Genomic DNA, 22,033 nt, shown 5'->3' with positions numbered 1-22,033 from the left:
TGTTTTAAAGTTTACGAGTTTGCATCAGTTTGCATTAGAATTACTTGCGCTGCAGCAGCCGTCCGGGTATGCGTGATGCTGACGAAGCCGCTGACCCGATGCTGCTTGAAGTAGAGCACAGGGCGGCCGCTCGGTTCCGACAAGATTTCAATGTCGAGAAAACTGCAGTCTTTTCCAATGCCTGTGCCGCGCGCTTTAGAAAATGCTTCTTTTGCGGCAAACCGGCCTGCCAAGTACTCCGTCCGGCGATGCCCTTTTAATTGTTGATAGATTTCCAGTTCCGCTTGTGATAAAATTCTTTCTCTAAACTTCGCATTGCGGGCGTTGAGACTGGCCACGCGCTCGAGTTCTACAATATCCAGACCAATTCCTTGTATCAAAATGAACATCTCCTTTCCCATCAGCGTCAAATATAGGTATAATCAGTAGAGAAGATTGAGGTGAAACCATGTTTATACGAACAGAAAACTTTTCACAGTATGTGCGCGCCTACCCGGTCGTCACATTTTTGCTAGCCCTGAATATCGGAATTTTCATTTTGACATGGCTTCCGGGAATCGGCGGGCAAATTCTGCTATGGGGAATCGGCGATAATTTCCTGATTGCAAACGGCGAGTATTGGCGCCTGATTACGCCGATGTTCCTGCATGGCGGATTTACACATTTACTGTTTAATATGTTCTCTTTATTTATTTTTGGACCTGAGCTTGAGAAAATCGCAGGAAAGGCCCGGTTTATCACGATTTATATGCTGGCCGGTCTGTTCGGCGATATTGCTACGTATTTCCTGCAGTCACCCGATTACAGACATCTGGGCGCAAGCGGTGCAATTTTCGGCGTGTTCGGTGCATTCGGCGCTCTGGTTTATTATACGAAGCACGTGTTTCCGCAACTGAAACAAGTGATCCTGCCTATTATTGTGATCAGTGTGGTGATGACGTTTGTCGGTACGAATATCAACGTAACCGCGCACATCGCAGGTCTCATCACTGGTTTCATTATCGGATTGAGCTATTTTAATCCAAAGAATATTGTCAGCTGGCGAAAGAAGCGCTAGCTGAACACAAAGCCAGACAAGTTTTCTTGTCTGGCTTTTTTGCAGCTTGCGGCTTGCGACTTTTACAGTCAGTTGCTCATGAAACATCGGCGGGTGCTCATTGAATCCAGCCGGCCGCTCATAATGTACGGCCGAGTGATCATTAAAACTCCGCCTGTGATCATACCGGGCCTGCACATGATCATAAGACATTCCCTCGTGCTCATAGCTATTCAACCCGATGCTCATACCATGCCAAAAACTGTTCTGCTGCTTCTTCGGGCATGTGACGGATTGCCGGAGAGTCTGCTGTCATGCCGGATTTTACGTTGATTGTCAGGGTAGCCACTTTTTGTCTGCGATGGAAATAGTTTTGGTCCATCTCCATGGACTGTATTCGGTTCTTTTCCGTAAACACAGTATGTCGGCTGACAGTCCGGAACCGCATCGTCAGCTGTTTCGGCAAAATGGAGTAAGCTGCGGTGTTGTACTGCCAGCGTCCAAATGCCCAAACAACAGGGAGCAGAATCAGCGCAAACAAGCCATATGGGAAGAAATAATAGGATACGGCTCCTGCTGCGGCCAATACCAGAAAAAGTTTGAAACGGTAATAGAAGCGTCTGCCGCGACCACTCAGCTTGTCTTCAGGCATATTGAAATCAAGAGCAGGAAACAGTTCTTGCAGCGGCTCGATTACGCGGTTTCGTTTTGCCAGAGGAAACAATTTGATACGGGCACTCTCGCCCATCCCGCCCGCACTGTTGACAATGACGGTGGAATAACCGAATAACTGCCTAATCGGATTCTCTGCAATCGTGATATTTTGTATTCGATTAAGAGGCACCGTGACACGTTTCTTCTCGAGTAATCCTCTGGTGATAATCAAATCATCTTTTTCCAGCATGACTTTGAAATCATAATTTGCAAGAAAAGTCATCACTACAGAAAGCAGCCAAACTATTAGAAGACCCATCGTAATCATAATAGTAATTACCAGCACACCAAAACGCATGAATGATTCCAATTCTCCAAATAACCATTCAAATGGAATCAGCTCTTCAATTTGTGATAAAAACACAGCGGCACCTGATAAAATAACGCCGATACCTCCTGAAGTGGTTGCCAGCATCAGCAAATCACCTGTCGTCATCGAGAAAACGGTTTTTACAGGCTTAACTGCTTGCTTTGCAGAAGCAGATTCAGGTTCCCTGTGAAGCACCAGCTCTGCGTCTTCATTGCTTCTCAGCGAAGGACCGATAATCCTGAATTGTTTCGCTCTCTGAATTTCCTCCTCGATCTGCCTAGCAGCCTCTTTCGTAATCGCTGTCAGCTCCGCCTCTGCATCCTTGCCGGATGATGACCCTGCCGTTTCCACTTTCACTTTCACCAAATTAAACATCCGGTGAAAGATTCCTTCCGTATAATCCAGACTCTGAATGCGATCAAACGGAATATAGCGTTTTTTCCGGACAAATAAACCTGAGATCATCCGCAGTTCCTGATCTTCAAACCAATAATCAAAACGCCGCCACTTAATCACGCCCGAGACCAGCGTAAAGAGCACAAGAATACCAAAAATGATCAGCGTCCAATACTTAAAAAACCAAGGAGCAGTGCTTTCGCCTTTGAAACCGTTTACCACCACCAGGAGGATGAACGGTCCAATCATTTCCTTTAATGCCTTTGCAGTTTCCACAACCGCGGTCACCCAATGCAATTTATAACGCTGCTCAGACATCGTCTTTCGCCACCCTTGCAAACATGGAAATCCGGTTGCGCAATTCATCTGCTTCCTCTGTCACCAAAGCAGGAATTGAATGATTGGTTGCTGCAGTGGAAATGGTGATGGAGGCAAGACCGTATTTGCGTAAAATTGGTCCTTCTGCGGTATCCACATGCTGTACGCGGACCATCGGAATCAATGTACGGTTGACAATGAAAAGTCCGTGCTGCAGTTCAATCTCCGCTTCCCGCACTTCATAGCGCCAGCGTTCCCACCTGATTTTCGGAAATAAATAAATAGAGAAAAATGCTTGCAGGATGATAAAGACCGCGATTATAATACCGATCCACTTCGGCCACTCAAAATAATAAATCAGAAATCCTAAACCAGCCGCTACGGCCAGCACAATTACAGTTTGTATCATGCCGTATAATCTCCAGACGGTCAGACCTTTCCTGGAAATTTGATTGGCAGGCTGCTGTCTCATTGCATCCGCTCCTTTGTAAAAATCTAATATGTATATGCTATGTATACGGTACAGCCGTAAAAACGTTTCATCCTACCCGATCATATCATAATTTATGCAAAAAAAATCCGGGCTGCCAGAAGCAAACCCGGATCAATATATTCTTTTTCTTATCGTTCTGAACGATTACTGCTGCTGCTGCGACGTGAACCGCCGTCTCTTCTTCCGCTGTCGCGCGGGCCGCTGCTGCGTCTTGAACCGCCTGCACCGCCACCACTGAAGTTTCTGCTGCGTCCGCCTTGTGAGCGTCCGCCACTGCCGCCGCTGCGATTGCCTTTATAGCCGCCACGATTGCCGCCCGAAGAAGTTCTGCGTGATGGAAGAGGACGCTCTTCTGTAATAGTTACAGGAGTCTCATCCACATCCTTCGTTAATGAACGAAGAGCTGCTGCGATGATATCTTTCGCATCAAATTTCTCAAGAAGCTGTCCTGCAAGTCCTGCATAGTCTTCTGAGTTATTTTGTTCAACCGCTTCAGCTAAAGATTCTACCGCTATTTTCTTTTGTTCCATGAGTGCTTCATCAGATGTCGGCGGACGTAAAGGAGTCATACGCTTCTTAGTCGTTTCCTCAACGATGCGAAGGTAGCCCATTTCACGAGGTGTTACGAATGTAACCGCCACTCCGCTCTTACCTGCACGGCCTGTACGTCCGATACGGTGTACATAGCTTTCCGGATCTTGAGGGATATCAAAGTTGTAAACATGTGTCACACCAGTGATATCTAAACCGCGTGCTGCTACGTCTGTCGCTACAAGCACATCGATTTTATTCTCTTTGAACTGACGCAATACTGACATACGCTTCGCTTGAGTTAAATCACCGTGGATTCCTTCAGCTAAGTAACCGCGGATGCTAAGTGCATGTGCAAGTTCATCTACCCGGCGCTTTGTACGGCCAAAGACGATCGCCAATTCAGGCTGGTGAACGTTAAGCAATCTTGAAAGGATATCAAACTTCTCACGTTCATGTGATTTCACGAAAAACTGCTCAATATTTTCAACAGTCATTTCTTTTGATTTAATTTTCACCATTTCAGGATTCTTCATGAATGTTTCTGCAATTTTACGGATCGGAGCAGGCATCGTTGCTGAGAACAGCAATGTCTGACGCTCAGCCGGTACACTTGCAAGAATGGTGTTGATATCTTCAATGAAGCCCATGTTCAACATTTCATCTGCTTCGTCCAAGACAAGTGTCTGAACGTTATCAAGCTTCAATGTTTTACGGTTGATATGGTCCAGGATACGTCCTGGTGTACCAACTACGATGTTCGGATTATTACGTAGCGCACGGATTTGACGTCCGATTTCCTGTCCGCCATATACGGAAAGTACTTTCGCACGGCTGCCGAAACCTACACGATAGATTTCTTCTGATACCTGGATAGCCAATTCACGAGTCGGTGCGATGACCAACGCTTGAACTGCCTGGCTTTTAGGGTCCAATTTTTCAATGATCGGAATACCGAAAGCTGCAGTTTTCCCTGTACCTGTCTGAGCCTGACCGATTACGTCGCGGCCTTCCATACCAAATGTAATGGTACCTTCCTGGATCGGTGTTGCTTCTTCAAACCCCATGCGCAGCAAGGCGTTCTGTGTTGTTTCACTAATATTCAATTCTGAAAACTTCGTCAAAATATTCATTCTCCTTTATTTCTTCATTTGACAATTGGTTACATTTGCAAATGAAAGCGCGGCAACTTCGAGCCATATACTTTGAAAGTGGGAGCATTTCCGATAGAACCATCTCTGGCATTTAAAAAACTCACAGGAGCATTTTTGCGGATGGAGAGGGGTCATATCAATCACGCCTCGGCGTAATTGCGTCCAGATTTATTTAAGAAGCACAATGGTTAAACCTGTGACATACAAGGAAAGCTCGGTCCTTGCCGAGCGGTTGGATCGACAAATCATTGTTAGTTTGTCCGATAATCCACCGTTTTATTCAAAAAAAAGTACTCTCCGTGAAAAACGGAAGAGTGCCGTGTAAATGTATCCAATTCCTCTCATGAGTTTACCACGGCCGGCGCCAGACTGCAACGAATCAGCTTAAGTTCCATTAATCAGTCTTTTGAGAGGAATGCCAGCACTCTGGAAAACCATTCATACCGGTCATTGCTGTAGCAAATATGATGCTTTCCGTGCTCTGAATAAATCAGCTGTTTTTCATCCGAGCCAAGCTGTTCGTAAAGCAGATCCGCTGTGACAGCCGGTACAATACCGTCCCGTTTTCCCTGAACAATACAGACAGGTGTCCGAACATCATGATGATACGGGCGGACCAGGCGGACTACTTTTAAGAACTCAAGCGCTGCACGAACCGGCGTATGTGTCAACTTGTAATTGTACAGATGATAAAAAGAATCTGCAGGATAGCAGCCGCTCTTCGAAGTTCTCATCACTACTTTTGCGTCTTCCACGAGAATCCGCGGGCTTATGTATTTGGCCGCCGCACTCAGCAAAACCAGTTTATCAATTGGATAGCGCAGGGACAGATACATCGCGATCAAACCGCCCATAGAAAATCCAATGACAATTACGCGGTCCGTTTCTTTCATCAGCCGCTGCAGTTCCAGTTCCGCCGCCATGATCCAGGAAGCAGCAGAGCCTTCCTGCAGATTGCGCCCTAATTCATGCCCCGGCAAAACCGGTACTGCTATTTCCCAGTCCGTATGCTGTTTCAAATACTGTCTAAGCGGGGCAATTTCAAACGGACCGCCGGTAAAACCATGGATAAACAGTACGCCTGTCTTCACTGTCTTCCCTCTGTCAACGCGTCGATAATCCGCTCCAGCTTCATTCCTCTTGAACCTTTGCACAGCACAACGGTCTGTTTCGTCAATTTCGGCCGCAGTGCTTCCACAATCAGTTCCGCGTCGTTTGCCGTCCACATGACTTCGCCTGAAAAGTCCGTCAGCTTATCTGCCAGCCACTTCATCCGGCTCCCGAGCAGCGCAACTCCCGCAAGGTCCATTTTCAGCAAATCCTCCGCGAGGCCTTCATGATACGCCTGTTCTTCTTTTCCCAATTCGAGCATATCTCCAAGGACGAGCCATTTTTCCTGACGCACTGATGTGTCTTCTATAAAACGGAATGCCGCACGCATCGAAGTCGGTGCTGCGTTGTAGGCATCATTGATGAGCAGCGAGCCGTTCAGACCGGCAACCGGCTGCATTCGCATATCGGTCAGCGCTGTTTGCTGCAGCCCGACTTTAATCTGCTGATCCGTCAGCCCGAGTTTATTGGCAATCAGCATTGCTGCTAATGCGTTCTTCACCTGATGCGCGCCGTATACCGGAATTGTGAACTGACCCTGCAGCCTGCCCGTTACGTCAAACGAACTTCCTTGATCCGTCGAATGAACTTCCCCTACCGTCAAATCCGCCTGTCCATAGCCGAATGAAACACTTTGCACAGCAGGCTTGCCAGCCGTCAGCGTACGCAGCAGCGGTTCATCGCCATCGTATAAAAGGATTCCGTCTTCGGACAGACCATCAATGATTTCAAATTTTGCTTTCGCAATGCCTTCACGTGAACCGAGGTCCTGCATATGCGCTTCCCCAATATTTGTGATGACCGCAAAATCTGGAGCGGCGAGTGTCGTTAAGAAAGAGATTTCTCCAAACCCGCTCATGCCCATTTCTAAAATGGCTATCTCGGTTTCATCTTCCACAGCTAACAGCGTCAGAGGCAGGCCAAGTTCATTATTGAAATTACCTTCCGTTTTCTTGACGCTGAAATACGGAGACAAGACACCGGCGATTAAATCTTTCGTTGACGTCTTGCCGTTCGAGCCGGTTACCCCGATGACTTTACATTTGAGTTCCTGCCGGTAACTCCGTGCCATTTGCTGCAAAGCCAGTTCTGCATCCTCTACAAATAAGAGAGGAAGATGCGCTGGCGGGTTCGGTTCATCTTTCTGCCAAAGAGCCGCGGCTGCACCGCGCTCAATCGCTCCTTCAGCAAAACGATGCCCATTCACTTGCTCTCCCCGAAACGGAATGAACAGATCTCCCGCCTGCACATTGCGTGAATCGATACAGACGCCTGTGATGAGCTGCCCGCCGATGTGCTGCCCGTCAGCCTGCAGCCATTGCTGAATTCTAGTTAGTCTTCGTTTCACGTTATATCCTCCGCTCAGTCCATTGTATAATGCAGTTGTTGTTTTTCCGCATGGCGTTCAATGGCAAGATCGATCAATCGGTCAATTAAATCCGGATACGCGACTCCTGATTTCTGCCAAAGCAGCGGGAACATGCTCGTCGGCGTAAAGCCCGGCAGCGTATTGACTTCATTGATCAGCACTTCATTATCTGAAGTCACAAAGAAGTCTGCGCGGACGAGTCCTGCACAATCCAATACTTTGAATGCGCGGATCGCCATATCTTTCATATGCTCCGCGACAGAAACGGGAACTTCAGCCGGAATTGAAAGCTCTGTGCTTTGATCCTGATATTTTGCTTCATAGTCATAAAACTCTGCAACCGGACGAATTTCGCCGGCAATCGAAACTTCCGGGTGGTCATTGCCGAGAACTGCCATCTCAATTTCGCGTGCCGTAATTCCTTTTTCCACGATGATTTTGCGGTCAAATTTCAATGCAAGCTCGATCGCTTTTCGTAATGATTCACGGTCATCCGCTTTACTGATGCCGACACTTGATCCCAGATTTGCAGGCTTGACAAACATCGGATAAGGCAGTGTTTTTTCCGCCATGTCCAGTAAACTTTCCGCATCATCCTGCCAGGCGCTGCGAATAAAATGCACATATTCCACTTGCGCCAGACCGGCCTGTGCGAATAATTGCTTCATGACAACCTTATCCATGCCCGCTGATGAAGCAAGCACCCCGTTGCCTGCGTATGGAAGATTCAGCACTTCAAACAATCCCTGCACCGTGCCGTCTTCCCCGTTTGTTCCATGCAGCAGCGGCAAAATTACGTCTGGCATATCGCCTGCCAGAAAGCCTTCGATATGATCAGGCTCCGGTGTTCCTTCTTTTTTCAGGCGAAGTGTTTCCATCTCATCGACCGGCCCTTCAAGCGGCGCACCCTTCAGCCATTCTCCCTGCATCGTAATATAAATTGGCAGCACTTCATATTTTTCCAAATCAAGCGCCTGTGTTACTGCGCGTGCTGTTGAAAGAGACACCTCATGTTCTGCGGATTTTCCGCCATATACTAACCCTAATCGTTTTTTCATTTGATCTCCTCGCATTCCGTAGATTTCATTCATACAGTTTACCATGAAAACCGCCCGTTCATGAACGAAAAACTAGCGGCCGGTATTCTTTTTGGCGAATACCGAAACTAATCATTTCACTATGCGTCCATTAATCAGTGTACTTCTTAAAAACATATACGATATAATAAGAGATTGTAATAACAGATTATACTAGCTAGGAGAATGACAGCTAAAGAAAAGGTGAGTTCTTAATTGAAACAAACAAACAGGCTCGGTGAACGATTCGACTGGACACTGGCCTTTATTATTATGTTATTCGGGATTATTAGTTTAGTTGTCATTGGATCTGCTCAAACTTCAGAGCAATATACACAGAACTTCGTCATCAAACAAGTCCGATGGTATGTACTTGGTTCCTTCATCGTTGCGATGGTGATGTATTTCGAGCCCGAGCAATATAAGAAAGCCGCCTGGTACTTTTATGGATTCGGGATTTTTCTACTGCTGTTCCTTATGCTCGCACCGGGAGGAGAGGGACAGATTGCAGAAATGCGATATAATGCGAAGCGCTGGCTGCATTTGCCGGTCATCGGCACGATTCAGCCTGCTGAATTCATCAAAACCTTCTTTATTCTGGGACTGGCCCGGATGGTCAGCATGCATAATGAAAAAGTACTTCAGCGGGACATTCAGTCAGATCTGAAGCTGCTCGGAAAAATTGCTCTCATGCTTGTCGTACCGCTGTTTTTTATAATGAAACAGCCGGACTTGGGGACTTCTCTGGTCTTTATTTCGATTACCGCGGCTGTCGTCATTGTGTCAGGGATTTCATGGAAGCTTCTGATGCCGATCTTTTCAATCGGTGCCGCCACTGCCGCAGGGATACTCTGGATGGCGATCTACGCACAGGATTTTTTAGACAAAATCGGGTTCTCCCCTTATCAATTTAAAAGGGTCTATTCATGGCTCGACCCGTATTCTTACCCGACCGATGAAGGTTACAATCTCATCACCGCGATGACCGCAATCGGTTCAGGCGAGCTGACGGGAAAAGGTTTTCTTGGCCGGATTGTCTATATTCCGGAAAATCACACAGACTTCATATTCAGTGTAATTGGCGAAGAGTACGGTTTTATTGGAGCCTGCATCGTGATTACCTTGTATTTCGTTTTAATTTATCATTTGACAAAAGTCGCCCTATCCTTGCATGATCCGTTCAGCGTCTACGTCTGTACAGGCGTCATTGCGATGATTGCGTTCCACGTTTTTGAAAATATCGGCATGAACATCCAGCTGCTGCCGATCACAGGGATTCCGCTGCCGTTTATCAGTTACGGAGGCAGTTCACTGTTCAGTAATATGCTGGCGATTGGGCTCATTTTCAGTATGAAGTTCCATCATCGAACGTATATGTTCGCTTCAGACGATGATAATTAACATAAATGACAGTCCATTCTAAACCTAAAAGGTGACCATCATGAAAATATATAATAAACCGCTTGAACGTTTCGATTGGACGTTGGCTTTTATTTTACTGCTGTTCTGCACGGTAAGTGTCATTGCGATTTCATCCGCACAAACAACGGGACAGTATACAATCAATTTTGTACCTTCACAAATTCAATGGTATATCGTCGGTGCATTTATTATTGCGGTAACCATGTATTTTGAGCCGGAACAGTATTTCAAGGCAGCCTGGTGGATATATGGTGCAGGAATTTTCCTATTGCTGATGCTGTTTATCTTGCCGGAAAGCATGGATTTAGTCGCCCGGCGGAACGGTGCGAAGAGCTGGTTTCATCTGCCGATTGGAAGTATCCAGCCTGCAGAGTTCATGAAAACCTTCTTTATTATCGCGCTCGCCCGCCTGATCACGCAGCATCATGAAAAGTATCTCGTCAAAACACTGAAGACAGACGGCATGCTGCTCGCCAAGATTTGCGGTGTACTGCTTGTGCCGCTGCTCTTTATTATGCTGCAGCCTGATTTAGGGACCGGCCTTGTATTTTTGGCTATTACCGCTGCCCTGATCATCATTTCGGGGATTTCATGGAAAATCATCGGCCCTATCTTCATCGGCGGATTTGTCGGAGGAGGCACTTTGCTGCTGATGGCGCTGTACGCGCAGGATTTTCTGTTGAAGCTCGGATTCAAGAAGTATCAGTTTGAACGTATCTATTCCTGGATTGATCCCTATTCCTACGCTTCGAATGAAGGAATGCATTTGATTACTTCGTTGAACGCGATTGGTTCGGGAGAGATTTTCGGCAAGGGTTACAAAGGCAGAGAAGTTTATGTAGCGGAGAGTCATACCGATTTTATCTTCACAACGATTGGCGAAGACTGGGGATTTATCGGAACCAGTTTGATTATCTGCCTGTTTTTCATTCTGATCTATCATTTAACAAAGATTACGCTCGAACTGAAAGATCCGTTCAGCACGTATATTTCTGCCGGCATTATTGCGATGATCACATTCCATGTATTCGAAAATATCGGGATGACAATCCAGCTTTTGCCTATCACCGGCATTCCGCTTCCGTTCATTAGTTATGGCGGCAGTTCGCTGATGGGAAATATGCTGGCTATCGGGCTGATTTTCAGTATGAAGTTCCATCACCGCAATACGATGTTCCGTGCGTCCAAGGATTATGAATAAGCTGACCCCTCCTTCCCTGACAGTTACAAGTTGTGTAAACTGTATAGGAAAGGGGGTTTTTTTATGTCAACACTGCCAAATTGTCCAAAATGCCGATCCGAATATACTTATGAGGACGGAAACCTTCTGGTCTGCCCGGAATGCGCTCATGAATGGACGCTTGAATCTACGGAAGAAGCCGAGAAAGATGCTGTAGTGAAAGATGCAAACGGTAATGTTTTGCAGGACGGCGACACGGTCAGCGTGATTAAGGACTTGAAAGTGAAAGGAAGTTCTAATGCGCTGAAGATGGGGACGCGCGTGAAGGGAATCCGTTTAGTCGACGGTGACCACAACATCGACTGCAAGATCGACGGATTCGGCGCGATGCAGCTGAAATCGGAGTTTGTCAAGAAGATTTAAAAGGCTGATATCCTCTCTGCTGCAAAGTTGAGATAAGTAACCACAAAATCTTATTCCGACTTTGAAAGGCATAATTCAAATCATACAAAAAGATCGCCTCCGAAAAGCGTCGGGGGCGATCTTTTTGTTACAGATTACATTTAATTGGGTTGTACGGGCGGTGATTGTACGACAGGCGTCAGGGCTTGCAGCATGTCACTTCTAGATTTTGTGAGTGTTGCGGAAACGCCAAGCTTTGCCAAGTTGGAAATAATCTTCTTTATATCCATTTCTTTAGCCACTTCTTCCACCTCAACCTTCCTGAGTTAATAATATAGACGTTTTGTCTGTTCATGATGTTCTGGTTTTTCGGATCAATCTTGTGTCAATTTTAAGACATCAGACTCTCAGACCATTCGATTTTTACGTCTTTGACTCTGTTATCCCTATCATACCACTCTGAAAGGAGTTTTAATCTTTCATTTATGTTACAATTGTATATTTTTTGCAAAGTTTTAGTCTGAATTGGGTGAAATAAAAACTCCAGCGTACCCCCACTCGTATAGTAGGGTGAATTTATACAAAGGAGGCGAGATGCTGTAGACAAAGTCCAGAAACGAAAACACACCAACTAAATCTGCATATTGCAAAAGAGCAATATGCTATACCTTCTCCACACCAGCGAAGGCGCAACTGCGGGGTCGACCGTTTAAACTGCAAACTCAACTTCAATTAACATCCCTACAAAGTCGAGAAACGAAATCCGCACATATTACATCCACACACTGCCAAAATGCACGTGACAGGTCGTCAAGCACATGTTTTGGTGAAGAGTCATAAAATAAGAAGCAAAGGCCGCTTTACACGATATTTTGCTGCCGGTTCTTTATTCGGAATTAAACTGTTCTCCATACTTGAACGCTCTCCGCATTCATCGTACGATGTGAAAGACACAATATACGCAGAAAGCAGGTTTGCTATGAAGAAAACGATACTCTTGCTGATGTCTGTGCAATTCTTTGTTTATTTAGGGTTCGGCATCATTATTCCTATTTTACCGGAAGTTATCCTGGCGGAAGGCTATTCTGAGGTTCACGTTGGCGGATTGCTGACTATTTATGCACTGTCCTCATTTTTCACTGCGCCGCTGTGGGGTGCTCTGTCTGACCGCACAGGCCGAAAAAAATTAATCATGATTGGATTGCTGGGATTCAGCGCCAGCTTCTTTTTATTCTCCGCGTTCATGAATCATCTAGTACTGCTGTATGTATCGCGCATTGTCGGGGGTGTTTTTTCAGGCGCGCTTTACACTGCAGTCACCGGCTTTGTTGCTGATTTGACGACGGAAGAAAACCGTAATAAATATATGGGTCTGCTCGGCATGTCGATTGGTCTCGGCTTTATTTTCGGACCGGCAATCGGAGGAATCCTTGGAAATATCCATCTGCAAGTTCCATTTATCGCTTCAGGAGCTCTGACACTTTTATTGACAATTTATGCATTCATCATCTTGAAAGAACCGGAGAAACACAACACGGCGAATAAACGGGCCATTCTTCCAAAAGGTGCTTCGACACTTTGGACATACCGCATTCGTTACTTGTTTATCACTTCTTTCATCATTACGTTTTTATTAGCGGGGGTTGAATCGACTTTCCAGCTGTTTCAGATTGATAAAATTCACATTACACCTTTGCAGCTCGGCTATTTATTCATGGCAAGCGGTTTAGTTGATGCCGCGATTCAGGGCGGAGTCGTGCGGCGTGTTAAGAACGGACAGGAAACATCTTGGATTATTGTTGCCCAAGTCGTTACGGCGATCGGTTTATGTCTGATCCCGTTTTCAACGAACTTAATTTGGGCAGGCTTTGCGATGAGTGTATTCACTGCCGGAAATGCACTTGTCCGGACCGTGCTCGTTTCCCTGACTACGAAAGAAGCAGGCGGGATGTACGGAACAGCTGCCGGCCTTTCCTACTCGATGGACAATATGGGACGGATCATCGGGCCCTTGCTGTTTACGTGGATCTTCACGGTGCAGGCCGGAAATATGTATTTCATTTCCGCTGTTATTGCACTTTTATCAATCATTCTCGTATGGTTTTTCAGGAAATCCAAGTATTCATTGAAAGAGGCCTCAGCTTCTTAATATGCAGCAGGCTTGGCAATCAATCCATTCGGTTATCCTTTCTTTTCCTGCTAACTCCGCTATACTATAGGAATAGCATAACGTTCATGGGAGGAAGCTTATGACGCAAGTGATTAGTATAATGATCACAAGTACGCTGATCATCAACATCTTTTTGGCAATTGCTTTAATCTTTCTCGAGCGCAGGGATCCGGCGAGTACGTGGGCATGGCTCCTTGTCTTATTTTTCATCCCAATCTTTGGATTCCTCATTTATTTATTGCTGGGTCGCCAACTCCGGGAAAAACATTTATTCCGCTGGGAAGGCAGGAGTAAGATTGGAATTGAGAAACTTATCGATTATCAACTAGAGGCGATAGAAGATGAGTCCTTTGAATTTTTAAAGACCGACACGGAAGATTATTACGATATGATATATCTTCATTTAAAAAACAATCATTCAGTCCTTACGCAGGACAATGATGTGCAGATTTTTTCGGATGGAAAAGATAAGTTTGAGGCGTTAATAGAAGATTTGGAGCATGCGAAAGATCATATCCACATCCAGTATTATATCTTCCGTCTGGATGGCATCGGCACGCGAATCGTAGATGTTTTATGCCGCAAAGCGAAAGCTGGTGTTAAGGTGCGCATGCTGTTTGACGATATTGGTTCCAGAGGCCTTCACGTCAAACATCTTCATAAATTAACAGAAAGCGGAGGAGAAGTGGCGGCTTTCTTCCCTGCCACCATGCCCTTGATCAATCCACGGCTGAATTATCGAAATCACCGCAAGCTCGTCATTATCGACGGACGCATCGGCTATATCGGCGGCTTTAATGTCGGCGATGAATATCTCGGTTTAAGCAAGAAGTTCGGGTACTGGCGCGACACGCATTTACGAATGGAAGGAAGCGCTGTGCATCCGATGCAGACACGCTTTATATTAGATTGGAACCAGGCTGCCGTAAAAACAAACGTTCAATATGACGAACGTTTTTTCCCGGCTATTCCGCGCAAAGGGACTGTCGGCGTCCAAATTGTTTCGAGCGGGCCCGACTCTGAATGGGAAGATATTAAAGACGGTTATCTTAAAATGATTTTCTTGGCGAAAGAGTATATCTATATTCAATCACCTTACTTCATCCCCGATGTCAGTGTGCTGGACGCCTTGCGGATTGCTTGTCTATCAGGCGTGGATGTACGCATTATGATTCCGAATAAACCTGATCACATGTTTGTTTATTGGGCGACCTATTCAAATGTCGGTCTTTTGCTGAAGGCCGGGGCAACAGTATATATTTACGAAAATGGTTTTATCCATTCTAAACAGATTGTCGTGGATGATAAAGTGTCTACAGTTGGAACCGCAAACTTTGATGTGCGGAGTTTCCGTTTGAATTTTGAAGTGAATGCCTTTATCTATGATCGTGAAAAATCTCATGAACTAGCGGAAATCTTCGAGAAGGACATTCAGTTCTGCACCGAGCTGACGTACGAAGACTATCTCAACCGCGAGCGTTTCATTAAGGTCAAAGAATCCGTTTCCCGTTTATTATCACCTATTTTATAGGCTCTTCACCAGAACATGTGCTTGACAGTCTATTTCATGAGCAGTTTAAGATTTGACTGTGATTGCGTAGGACAAGATGGGAGTGGAGGGATACCGTTTCCCTGCGTTCCAGGCGGACGCGTGTCTTGCGGGCCCGCGGTACACTGGCTGGTGTTTTAATACTTTGTATGTGAGTAGGCAGTATGAGCATCATATTTGAAATGATTACGATAGGTTAGGTGTTTCATGCAATACTTATCATTCTGCAAAGGCTTAAGTTTTTGTGATCAATGCGTTTGTAAAGTTGAGCAACGGTAACACATCAACTCAACACGCTACTCTGTAAGAAAGCAACATGTCATACATTCTACACACCAGCGAAGGCGCAACTGCGGAGTTAGCCGTTGCTAAGCGAACAGCGAAGGGTCCGCTTTGCCGTATTTCTGCGCTATTTGCAGAAATTAAGGCAGTGAGGCGCGTTCTTCGCCAGCTGGCTCACTGCGTAAGGCAATCCCCCAGCGCCGAAGCGGGTTTAAACTGCAGCATGATTTTCGCAATACATACATAACAAGTCGTCAGGAACCGATTTTGATGCAGATCTATTTTATAATAAAAAAAAGCTGTCCGGTCTGTCATCTTGACATGTCGGACAGCTTTTTATTCGGTTATCTAATTCCCAAGTATTCTTCCAGTGTAATATTTCGTTTAAAGATTTGCTCTGCCATATCCTTGCCCACGTAACGGTAGTGCCAAGATTCGTGCATATAACCTGTGATATGTTCTTTGCCTTCAGGATAGCGGAGGACGAAGCCGTATTTATAGGCATTCCCCCCCAGCCACCTCGCCGCTTCTGTATCCCCAAAAGAAGTAGACGCCCAGTGCTTTTCGTGATTGACTTCACCAATGTCAAACGCCAATCCTGTCTGATGCTCTGAATAGCCGGGCCGCGCACTGTAGCGATCAGCTGCTTTCTCCCCGTCTCTTTCTACATAGCGGTTATATAACGTCACTTGATAGTCATAAGAACGGTACGTACTGAATGCCTGCAGATTAATCCCTGAAGTCACTGCAGCGGCAGCTAATTCGTCAAACGCCGCTCTCGCTTCTTCACTCTCACCGGGTGCAAAATCTTTTGGCAGCGGATATTGCTTATTCGCAACCAATACCCCTTTTACGTATTTCGGCTCCTTGGGAAGTTCCTGACCCTCAATGTAACCTGTCGGGCTAGATGGCTTTTTCTGTACTTCATCCGGTTTTTCCGGCTTCTCGCCGTCTTTCAGGTCTTCTTCCAGTGCAGCTGGTGCTTCTTCTATTTTCTTAAGCGGAGTATTCGTTGCTTCGTCCGTTTTTCCCTGGTCTGTTTCCATATCATCTGTATTCGGCACTTCTGGTTTCGGTTCAATTTCTAAAAACTCATCTGGACGGTCTGGATCACCTTTCAGACTTTCAATCGCGGTGCCTATGTTCCAGCCGTTCGCCCCAATCCAAATGACGCTTCCAGCCAGAATTAGTAGAATGATCCCTGCTATTATATTGGTCCATTTATTTGTTTTACTGCGTTTCCGTGCCGTGAATCTTCCTCTTTTTTTCATAAATTGTTACCCTGCTTTCTTTCTAAATCCCCTGTCAAACTACAATTCCCCTTATCCGCACAAATTAGATCTGTGCTTTATCTTTTTCTCTAGTGTATCATCATTTCTCTTTTTCGTCTGTCTATGCTAGTATTTTCTAAGCTAGTATTTAATGAAATCTATTGCGAGGTTATCAAATTTGAACAATCAGCGTTGGCTTTCTATGAGCTTTTTTGTATTTTTCTTTACGTGGGGAATTTTCTTGCCTTATTGGACAGGCTGGCTGACTTCGGCAAAAGGTTTGTCCGTTACAGATGCGAGCATTATTATGGGCGCCGGCATGATTGCCCGGTCGTTTTCTACATTCTTCTTATTCCCGCTTGCCATGCAGAACCTGTCACTCCTGCGCGTCATTCGCTGGACAACGCTTCTATCTTTCGTCATCGCCTTGTCCTATTTTCCTGAAAGCCCTTTTTATGTATTATTCGGATTAACTGTTCTTTTCAGCGCAGTATATCCTGTTATTTTGCCGAGCGTAGAAAGCGGCGCTTCGCTGTTGATGCAGAGCGAACGTATTCACTATGGCAAAAGCCGTTCTTATGGTTCAATTGGCTATACTATTGCACTCTTACTGATCGGTATCGCAACGGCTGTTTGGGATGAACAGGCAATCCTTTATATGATGATTGCCGGTTTGGCCGCAGCTTTATTGTTTTTCTTCCGGCAGGCCCCTGTTGCTCTGCAGCAGCCTCCTATAAAGAATACTGCCGCCGCAAATTCAGGACAGCTGAAGTCTCTTTTCTCCAATAAACCATTCGTCTTAGTACTCTTCATTTCAATCTTGCTGCAAGGAGCCCATGCTTCTTACTATAATTACGGGTTTATTTTCTTGGATGATATGGGCATCAACGGATTTTATATCGGTATTATTTTAAATATCGCTGTCCTGTTTGAAATACTTTTTTTCACACAGGCCGATCGTTTATTGGCAAACGTCAGAACTTCTACTGTTTTTTTACTTGCAGCTGCTGGATCTACTGTACGATGGGTCGCGATATTCCTTTTCCCTGTAACAAGTGTTTTTATCGCTACGCAGGCACTGCATTCCGTCTCATTCGGCATGGCGCATTTTGCTTTCATCCAGTATATTTCAAAAAACTTGCCGCATTCGCTGATTGCCTCAGCACAAGGTGTGTATGCTGCTGTTGCGATGAGTCTCAGCGTTGCAATCCTGACATTTCCCGCTGGCTATCTGTACGACCTGTCGCCGCGCTACGCTTTTCTGAGCATGGCGGTATGCTCGGTTGCGGCATTATTCCTCATTTTATGGTCAAAGCAACGGATTACCCCCGCAGATAAATAAAAGGAAAGGCCAAACAAACGGCCTTTCCTTTTTATTGTTAAAACATCCAGATATAAATCAAGGTGCCAAGTGACCCGGCAGCAAAGAACAACGACAGCCACAGCATCCATTTGGACTCTTTTATAAGCCCTTGATTTTTATACATGACGGCGCGTGCTGCATTCGTTAATGTGAACATGATCAGCATGGAAAGAATGGCGAATTCCAGATTCAGCTTAATGATAAAATATAATGATACAGCAGCAGACGCTGCAATTGCTGCACCCATGATCCACTTTGCCTTCATACGCGTCTTCCTTTCTGCTTCAGACATCCGCCTTTATCTGAATTCAGATAAAAAAAGCTGGTATGCACCAGCTTTCATGTCTTTATTTTTCTTCAGCAACTGGCGGATCTACATGCTTATAATAAAATTTACGTCCCAGATACGTCTGGAAAATTAACAGTAAACCACCGACTGCCCAGTATAATGGGAGCGCGGCCATGACGGTATAAGAAATAAACATAATCATAATCGGCGACATGTAAATAAACAGTTTCATTTGCTTTTGCTGCTGTTCCGGCATTGTCCATAATGATACGCGTGCCTGGACGAAATAGACAGCCCCTGCTACAAGCATCATGATAATATCCGGCTCACCTAATTTAAACCATAAAAATTCATGGTTCTTTACTTCAGGCGGTGAATACAGGATCGCAAAATACAGTCCCATAATAATCGGCATCTGAATCACAAGCGGCAAACAGCCCATATTCAGCGGATTGACTCCATGTTTAGAGTAAAGCCCCATCATTTCCTGCTGTAATTTCATCTGCTCTTCTTTATCTTCCGACTCTTTGGATACTTTCATTCGCTTTTGGATATCTTCCATTTCCGGTCGCAGCGCATCCATTTTTATTTTCATTTCTTGTTGAGCTTTATAGTTCTTCAGCATCAAAGGCATGAGGATTAAACGAATTGCGACTGTAATGAGGATAATCGCGAAACCGTAGTTTCCGTTAAACATTTCTCCAAGATAATGGAGAAGCCACGCCATCGGGCGCACAAACGTACTGTAGAAAAACCCTGTCTTATTTTCCACTCCAGAACAACCGCTCAAAAACACAGCAGTAATAGCCAACAAACTTACAAGCCCTATTCTCTTCTTCAATGATTTCACCTACGCTATCTCAAACTATAGAAAAGTATACAGCAAAAAGAGTGAAATTTACAGCGAATCATCTTTTTTCACCTCAAATTGAAAGTAATTTCCGTTCAAATCTTTACGGAAACGCCGGGGTGTCAAACCAGTATACTTTTTAAAGACGCGGGTAAAATAACTTTGATTACAAAAATGAAACCTTTCTGCGATCTCCGCAATCTTTTGATCGGTGAAGCGCAGATAGTATTGTACTTCTTCGATCTTTCGAATAGTGATAAACTCGACAAGTGTAACACCTGTATATTCACGGAAGATTCTTGAAAGATGGCTCGTACTCACATTGAAAAGTTTAGCTATTTCCTCGACAATAAGCTGTTTTTCTACATTTTCATGTATATACTTAATCACGCCATTTACTGTTTCGTGCGAAAGTGCAGGTGCTTCTTTTTCTTTCAGGACATAGTGAAAAAACTCAATTAACTCATCACCAATTTCGGGCGCGTTCCCGGCAGTTAAATTTTCTTCCACTAATCCAATACATGTTCCGCTGAATGTAAACGCATTTTCTTCATTCAATATAGATTCTTTCTTCAATCGTCTGGCAACCAATGAAGAGAGTACTATAAAGTAATAATGTATTACTTTGACGGAAAATCCGGGAGTATGCAATGATAAAATATATTGGATCTCTCTGAGTGTATTGCGGGCCTGTTCTCTTTCCAAATGAAAAATTTGCTTTAGGAGCAGTTCCTCAAGTTGAAAGAAAGTTTTAGCCTCTTTCGTGCTGTTTTCTTTTTCTGCAGCACTGATCAGTTCAAGACTAACGACTTCTGTCTTTTTACCAGTCATGAGTATCACTCCACTCATTTGCTCTATATCGTCCAATTGTCATGACGAAATGTTATATGTAAATCATTTTACCTTATAAACCAGTTTTATCTACTGTTTCTATATTTACTGACATATATAGATTAAAGCGCCTCTTAAAAAGAGGCGCTTTTAGTAAGAAATTGCTTATTTTGTTTTTCAGTCTTTCTCCGCTTCTTTAGTGGATTCATCTTTGTTGTAGAGTGGCTCATTGTCTGAGGTGTTTTTCTGTTTCTTATAGAGGCCGTCTTTCTCTGAAGATTTTTTATCGGGATCCTGTATCTCTTGATTGTAGTAATGCACGCTTGTCTGTGCACCCTCGGATACCATATTGTTATCGCCTAAATCATTGGGATCGGAATGACCGACTTTATCAGCCGATTGATCAACCAGCTGATTATTGTTCATAAAGGAATCCAGCTTGCCCTTTAATGTGCCGACTGTTTCCATTGCTTTGTCGCGATTTTCCTTCTTGCTGAAATATGCATATGCTCCAGCTGCCAAGGTTGCCATTAATAATCCATTTGATTTTTTAGCCATGTATACCATCCTCCATCATGATTAATTGTAGTGTTTATCTACTTAATGCTTAATATACCCGACAGTTGTATTTTCAAACGTAAACCATATGAGTTAGTTACTTATCTGCCCTATTTAGGTCAAGCCAGTGACAGAGTAAGTAAATGCAGGTAACGCAGCTCTTCTATAACTTGAAACGGAACAAGTGTGTGCTAGGTAAATTGCCAGAATAGTATATTTCATTTTCATGACATCGTAGTTTTGAGACCGCTAATTTGATATACTGTATAGAAAGAAAGTTAGGAGTGAGATGGCCATGATCAGACACATGACGTTAGATGATATACAGGATGTTCAATATATTGCCCTCACCTCGTGGCGTTATATATTTCAAGAACATATTCCGCCGGAAGTGCTCGAGACATTTATTGACCGCTCCTATTCCGAATTGATGTTACGTAAACAGATGGAAAAAACGACTATACTGATTGCTGCAGACTTGCAGGGACTCCCTGTAGGCTATCTGAGCTACACGCCGATTGATGAAGACGGTGAATGTGAAGTCACGGCTCTTCACGTCCTTCCTTCGCATTTGGATAGCGGCTATGAAGAATTACTCCTTAATGCAGCGTTAGAGCTTCTGCATCAAGCGACTTGCATTGATGTATATATTGATGAACACGCAAATGAACTGCAGCATTTCTATCTGAAACACGGATTTGTGCTCGTTGAGTCTTTCCCGGAATTATTTGAAGGAATTCCTGTAGACACCGCCCACTATTCCTTGCCAGTAAATCAGCTTGCCTATACATAAAAACCCATTCTCCTGAGAATGGGTTTTTTATGTCTTTAATTCATCCAAGTCGATTGTGCAGCTGCATAGTCATCTTGCAATGGTTCGGGTGCCATCGGCGGTTTCTTCGTGAAACAAAGTATACCTGCTATATAGAGCAGAATCGATGTCAAAGAGATAATTCCGCCAAATAAACCCGCAACAATGAACAAAATACCCGCTGCCTTTGGACTGGAATTGTTCCAAATCTTAATCGTGCCGATAATGTTCAACACAAGACTGATGAACGCTGCAATGACAGCAATCCAAATAAGTATATAGAATGAGTCAACCATTCCAATCATTACATCTACCTCAGATGGAGTAAACGTACCATCACCGGACAGGATTTGCCGCATTTCATCCTGAAATCCGGGTTCTGATACCGCTGCACTCATAAACAGTGCAATAAATACAGACGCCACGAGCCCGATCCCTGTAAGAATTACGGCTATAATTGAAAGTACTCTTTCTGCTGTCCGATTAATCATTTCCCTATCATCCTTTTCTGCCAATTTGCTTTTCTCTCACCTATACGCCAGGCAGAT

22 protein-coding genes are annotated in these 22,033 nt (G+C 44.7%); 8 read left to right on the top strand and 14 right to left on the bottom strand.

Going from position 1 to position 22,033, the window contains the following annotated elements:
- Positions 1-11: 11 nt before the first annotated feature.
- On the bottom strand, positions 12-380 hold the full coding sequence (acpS, locus tag GDZ68_RS15480; protein WP_153723220.1) for a holo-ACP synthase: 369 nt from the start codon (positions 378-380) through the stop codon (positions 12-14).
- Positions 381-448: 68 nt separating this feature from the next.
- Between acpS and GDZ68_RS15475 the strand changes: the two genes are divergently transcribed.
- Positions 449-1,057 (top strand): rhomboid family intramembrane serine protease, encoded by a 609-nt coding sequence (locus tag GDZ68_RS15475; RefSeq protein WP_153723219.1) that lies wholly within the window; start codon positions 449-451, stop codon positions 1,055-1,057.
- Between the two features lie 208 nt (positions 1,058-1,265).
- Here GDZ68_RS15475 and GDZ68_RS15470 read toward each other — a convergent pair whose 3' ends face one another.
- The 6 genes from GDZ68_RS15470 to GDZ68_RS15445 form a co-directional block, all read right to left on the bottom strand.
- Entirely contained in the window at positions 1,266-2,774 is a 1,509-nt protein-coding gene (locus GDZ68_RS15470; RefSeq protein ID WP_194841198.1) for a PH domain-containing protein, read from the bottom strand.
- Positions 2,767-3,246: a PH domain-containing protein gene (locus tag GDZ68_RS15465; protein WP_153723217.1), complete on the bottom strand. Its 480-nt coding sequence runs from the start codon at positions 3,244-3,246 to the stop codon at positions 2,767-2,769. Before GDZ68_RS15465 ends, GDZ68_RS15470 begins: the two co-directional genes overlap by 8 nt.
- A 149-nt stretch (positions 3,247-3,395) precedes the next feature.
- Positions 3,396-4,922 (bottom strand): DEAD/DEAH box helicase, encoded by a 1,527-nt coding sequence (locus GDZ68_RS15460; protein ID WP_153723216.1) that lies wholly within the window; start codon positions 4,920-4,922, stop codon positions 3,396-3,398.
- A gap of 428 nt (positions 4,923-5,350) precedes the next feature.
- A complete protein-coding gene (locus tag GDZ68_RS15455) occupies positions 5,351-6,043 on the bottom strand; it encodes an alpha/beta hydrolase (RefSeq protein WP_153723215.1) in 693 nt (230 codons plus the stop codon).
- The gene (locus GDZ68_RS15450) at positions 6,040-7,410 is read right to left on the bottom strand and encodes a UDP-N-acetylmuramoyl-tripeptide--D-alanyl-D-alanine ligase (RefSeq protein WP_153723214.1); all 1,371 of its coding nucleotides are present in this window, start codon (positions 7,408-7,410) and stop codon (positions 6,040-6,042) included. Before GDZ68_RS15450 ends, GDZ68_RS15455 begins: the two co-directional genes overlap by 4 nt.
- Positions 7,411-7,424: 14 nt before the next feature.
- Positions 7,425-8,489 (bottom strand): D-alanine--D-alanine ligase, encoded by a 1,065-nt coding sequence (locus tag GDZ68_RS15445; protein WP_153723213.1) that lies wholly within the window; start codon positions 8,487-8,489, stop codon positions 7,425-7,427.
- Positions 8,490-8,723: 234 nt separating this feature from the next.
- Between GDZ68_RS15445 and GDZ68_RS15440 the strand changes: the two genes are divergently transcribed.
- The 3 genes from GDZ68_RS15440 (at position 8,724) to GDZ68_RS15430 (ending at position 11,532) form a co-directional block, all read left to right on the top strand.
- Positions 8,724-9,908, top strand: a complete 1,185-nt coding sequence (locus GDZ68_RS15440; protein WP_153723212.1) for an FtsW/RodA/SpoVE family cell cycle protein — start codon at positions 8,724-8,726, stop codon at positions 9,906-9,908.
- A 40-nt stretch (positions 9,909-9,948) separates the two neighbouring features.
- Entirely contained in the window at positions 9,949-11,130 is a 1,182-nt protein-coding gene (locus tag GDZ68_RS15435) for an FtsW/RodA/SpoVE family cell cycle protein (protein ID WP_153723211.1), read from the top strand.
- Between the two features lie 63 nt (positions 11,131-11,193).
- Positions 11,194-11,532: a zinc ribbon domain-containing protein YjdM gene (locus GDZ68_RS15430; protein ID WP_153723210.1), complete on the top strand. Its 339-nt coding sequence runs from the start codon at positions 11,194-11,196 to the stop codon at positions 11,530-11,532.
- 140 nt (positions 11,533-11,672) lie between these two features.
- On the opposite strand, the gene GDZ68_RS15425 is transcribed toward GDZ68_RS15430, so the two are convergent.
- Positions 11,673-11,822, bottom strand: a complete 150-nt coding sequence (locus GDZ68_RS15425; RefSeq protein ID WP_153723209.1) for an Lmo0850 family protein — start codon at positions 11,820-11,822, stop codon at positions 11,673-11,675.
- Positions 11,823-12,490: 668 nt separating this feature from the next.
- On the opposite strand from GDZ68_RS15425, the gene GDZ68_RS15420 reads away from it, so the two are divergent.
- Both GDZ68_RS15420 and cls read left to right on the top strand, forming a co-directional pair.
- Positions 12,491-13,660, top strand: coding sequence for an MFS transporter (locus tag GDZ68_RS15420; RefSeq protein ID WP_153723208.1), 1,170 nt, complete (start codon positions 12,491-12,493; stop codon positions 13,658-13,660).
- A gap of 100 nt (positions 13,661-13,760) precedes the next feature.
- Positions 13,761-15,212, top strand: coding sequence for a cardiolipin synthase (gene cls / locus GDZ68_RS15415; RefSeq protein ID WP_153723207.1), 1,452 nt, complete (start codon positions 13,761-13,763; stop codon positions 15,210-15,212).
- Positions 15,213-15,856: 644 nt separating this feature from the next.
- Here the strand turns inward: cls and GDZ68_RS15410 are convergent.
- Positions 15,857-16,783: a M15 family metallopeptidase gene (locus GDZ68_RS15410; protein ID WP_153723206.1), complete on the bottom strand. Its 927-nt coding sequence runs from the start codon at positions 16,781-16,783 to the stop codon at positions 15,857-15,859.
- A 178-nt stretch (positions 16,784-16,961) separates the two neighbouring features.
- Between GDZ68_RS15410 and GDZ68_RS15405 the strand changes: the two genes are divergently transcribed.
- Positions 16,962-18,125: an MFS transporter gene (locus GDZ68_RS15405; protein WP_153723205.1), complete on the top strand. Its 1,164-nt coding sequence runs from the start codon at positions 16,962-16,964 to the stop codon at positions 18,123-18,125.
- A gap of 37 nt (positions 18,126-18,162) precedes the next feature.
- Here the strand turns inward: GDZ68_RS15405 and GDZ68_RS15400 are convergent, their stop codons facing one another.
- From GDZ68_RS15400 to GDZ68_RS15385, 4 genes are all read right to left on the bottom strand, one after another.
- Positions 18,163-18,411: a hypothetical protein gene (locus tag GDZ68_RS15400; RefSeq protein WP_153723204.1), complete on the bottom strand. Its 249-nt coding sequence runs from the start codon at positions 18,409-18,411 to the stop codon at positions 18,163-18,165.
- An 82-nt stretch (positions 18,412-18,493) separates the two neighbouring features.
- Positions 18,494-19,276, bottom strand: coding sequence for a membrane protein insertase YidC (gene yidC / locus GDZ68_RS15395; protein WP_153723203.1), 783 nt, complete (start codon positions 19,274-19,276; stop codon positions 18,494-18,496).
- Between the two features lie 57 nt (positions 19,277-19,333).
- A complete protein-coding gene (locus GDZ68_RS15390; protein WP_194841197.1) occupies positions 19,334-20,116 on the bottom strand; it encodes a helix-turn-helix domain-containing protein in 783 nt (260 codons plus the stop codon).
- Positions 20,117-20,293: 177 nt separating this feature from the next.
- Complete coding sequence (locus GDZ68_RS15385; protein WP_228551132.1) at positions 20,294-20,674, bottom strand: hypothetical protein; 381 nt, start codon at positions 20,672-20,674, stop codon at positions 20,294-20,296.
- Between the two features lie 295 nt (positions 20,675-20,969).
- On the opposite strand from GDZ68_RS15385, the gene GDZ68_RS15380 reads away from it, so the two are divergent.
- The gene (locus tag GDZ68_RS15380; protein ID WP_194841196.1) at positions 20,970-21,467 is read left to right on the top strand and encodes a GNAT family N-acetyltransferase; all 498 of its coding nucleotides are present in this window, start codon (positions 20,970-20,972) and stop codon (positions 21,465-21,467) included.
- Between the two features lie 35 nt (positions 21,468-21,502).
- Here GDZ68_RS15380 and GDZ68_RS15375 read toward each other — a convergent pair whose 3' ends face one another.
- Positions 21,503-21,976, bottom strand: coding sequence for a DUF4064 domain-containing protein (locus GDZ68_RS15375; RefSeq protein ID WP_153723199.1), 474 nt, complete (start codon positions 21,974-21,976; stop codon positions 21,503-21,505).
- Positions 21,977-22,033 lie beyond the last annotated feature (57 nt).

It is taken from the genome of Sporosarcina cascadiensis (genome assembly GCF_009650995.1).
In the GTDB taxonomy this organism is placed as follows: Bacteria; Bacillota; Bacilli; order Bacillales_A; family Planococcaceae; genus Sporosarcina; species Sporosarcina cascadiensis.
Note: the sequence above shows the minus strand (reverse complement) of the source record. Positions and strands in the feature narration are given on the sequence as shown.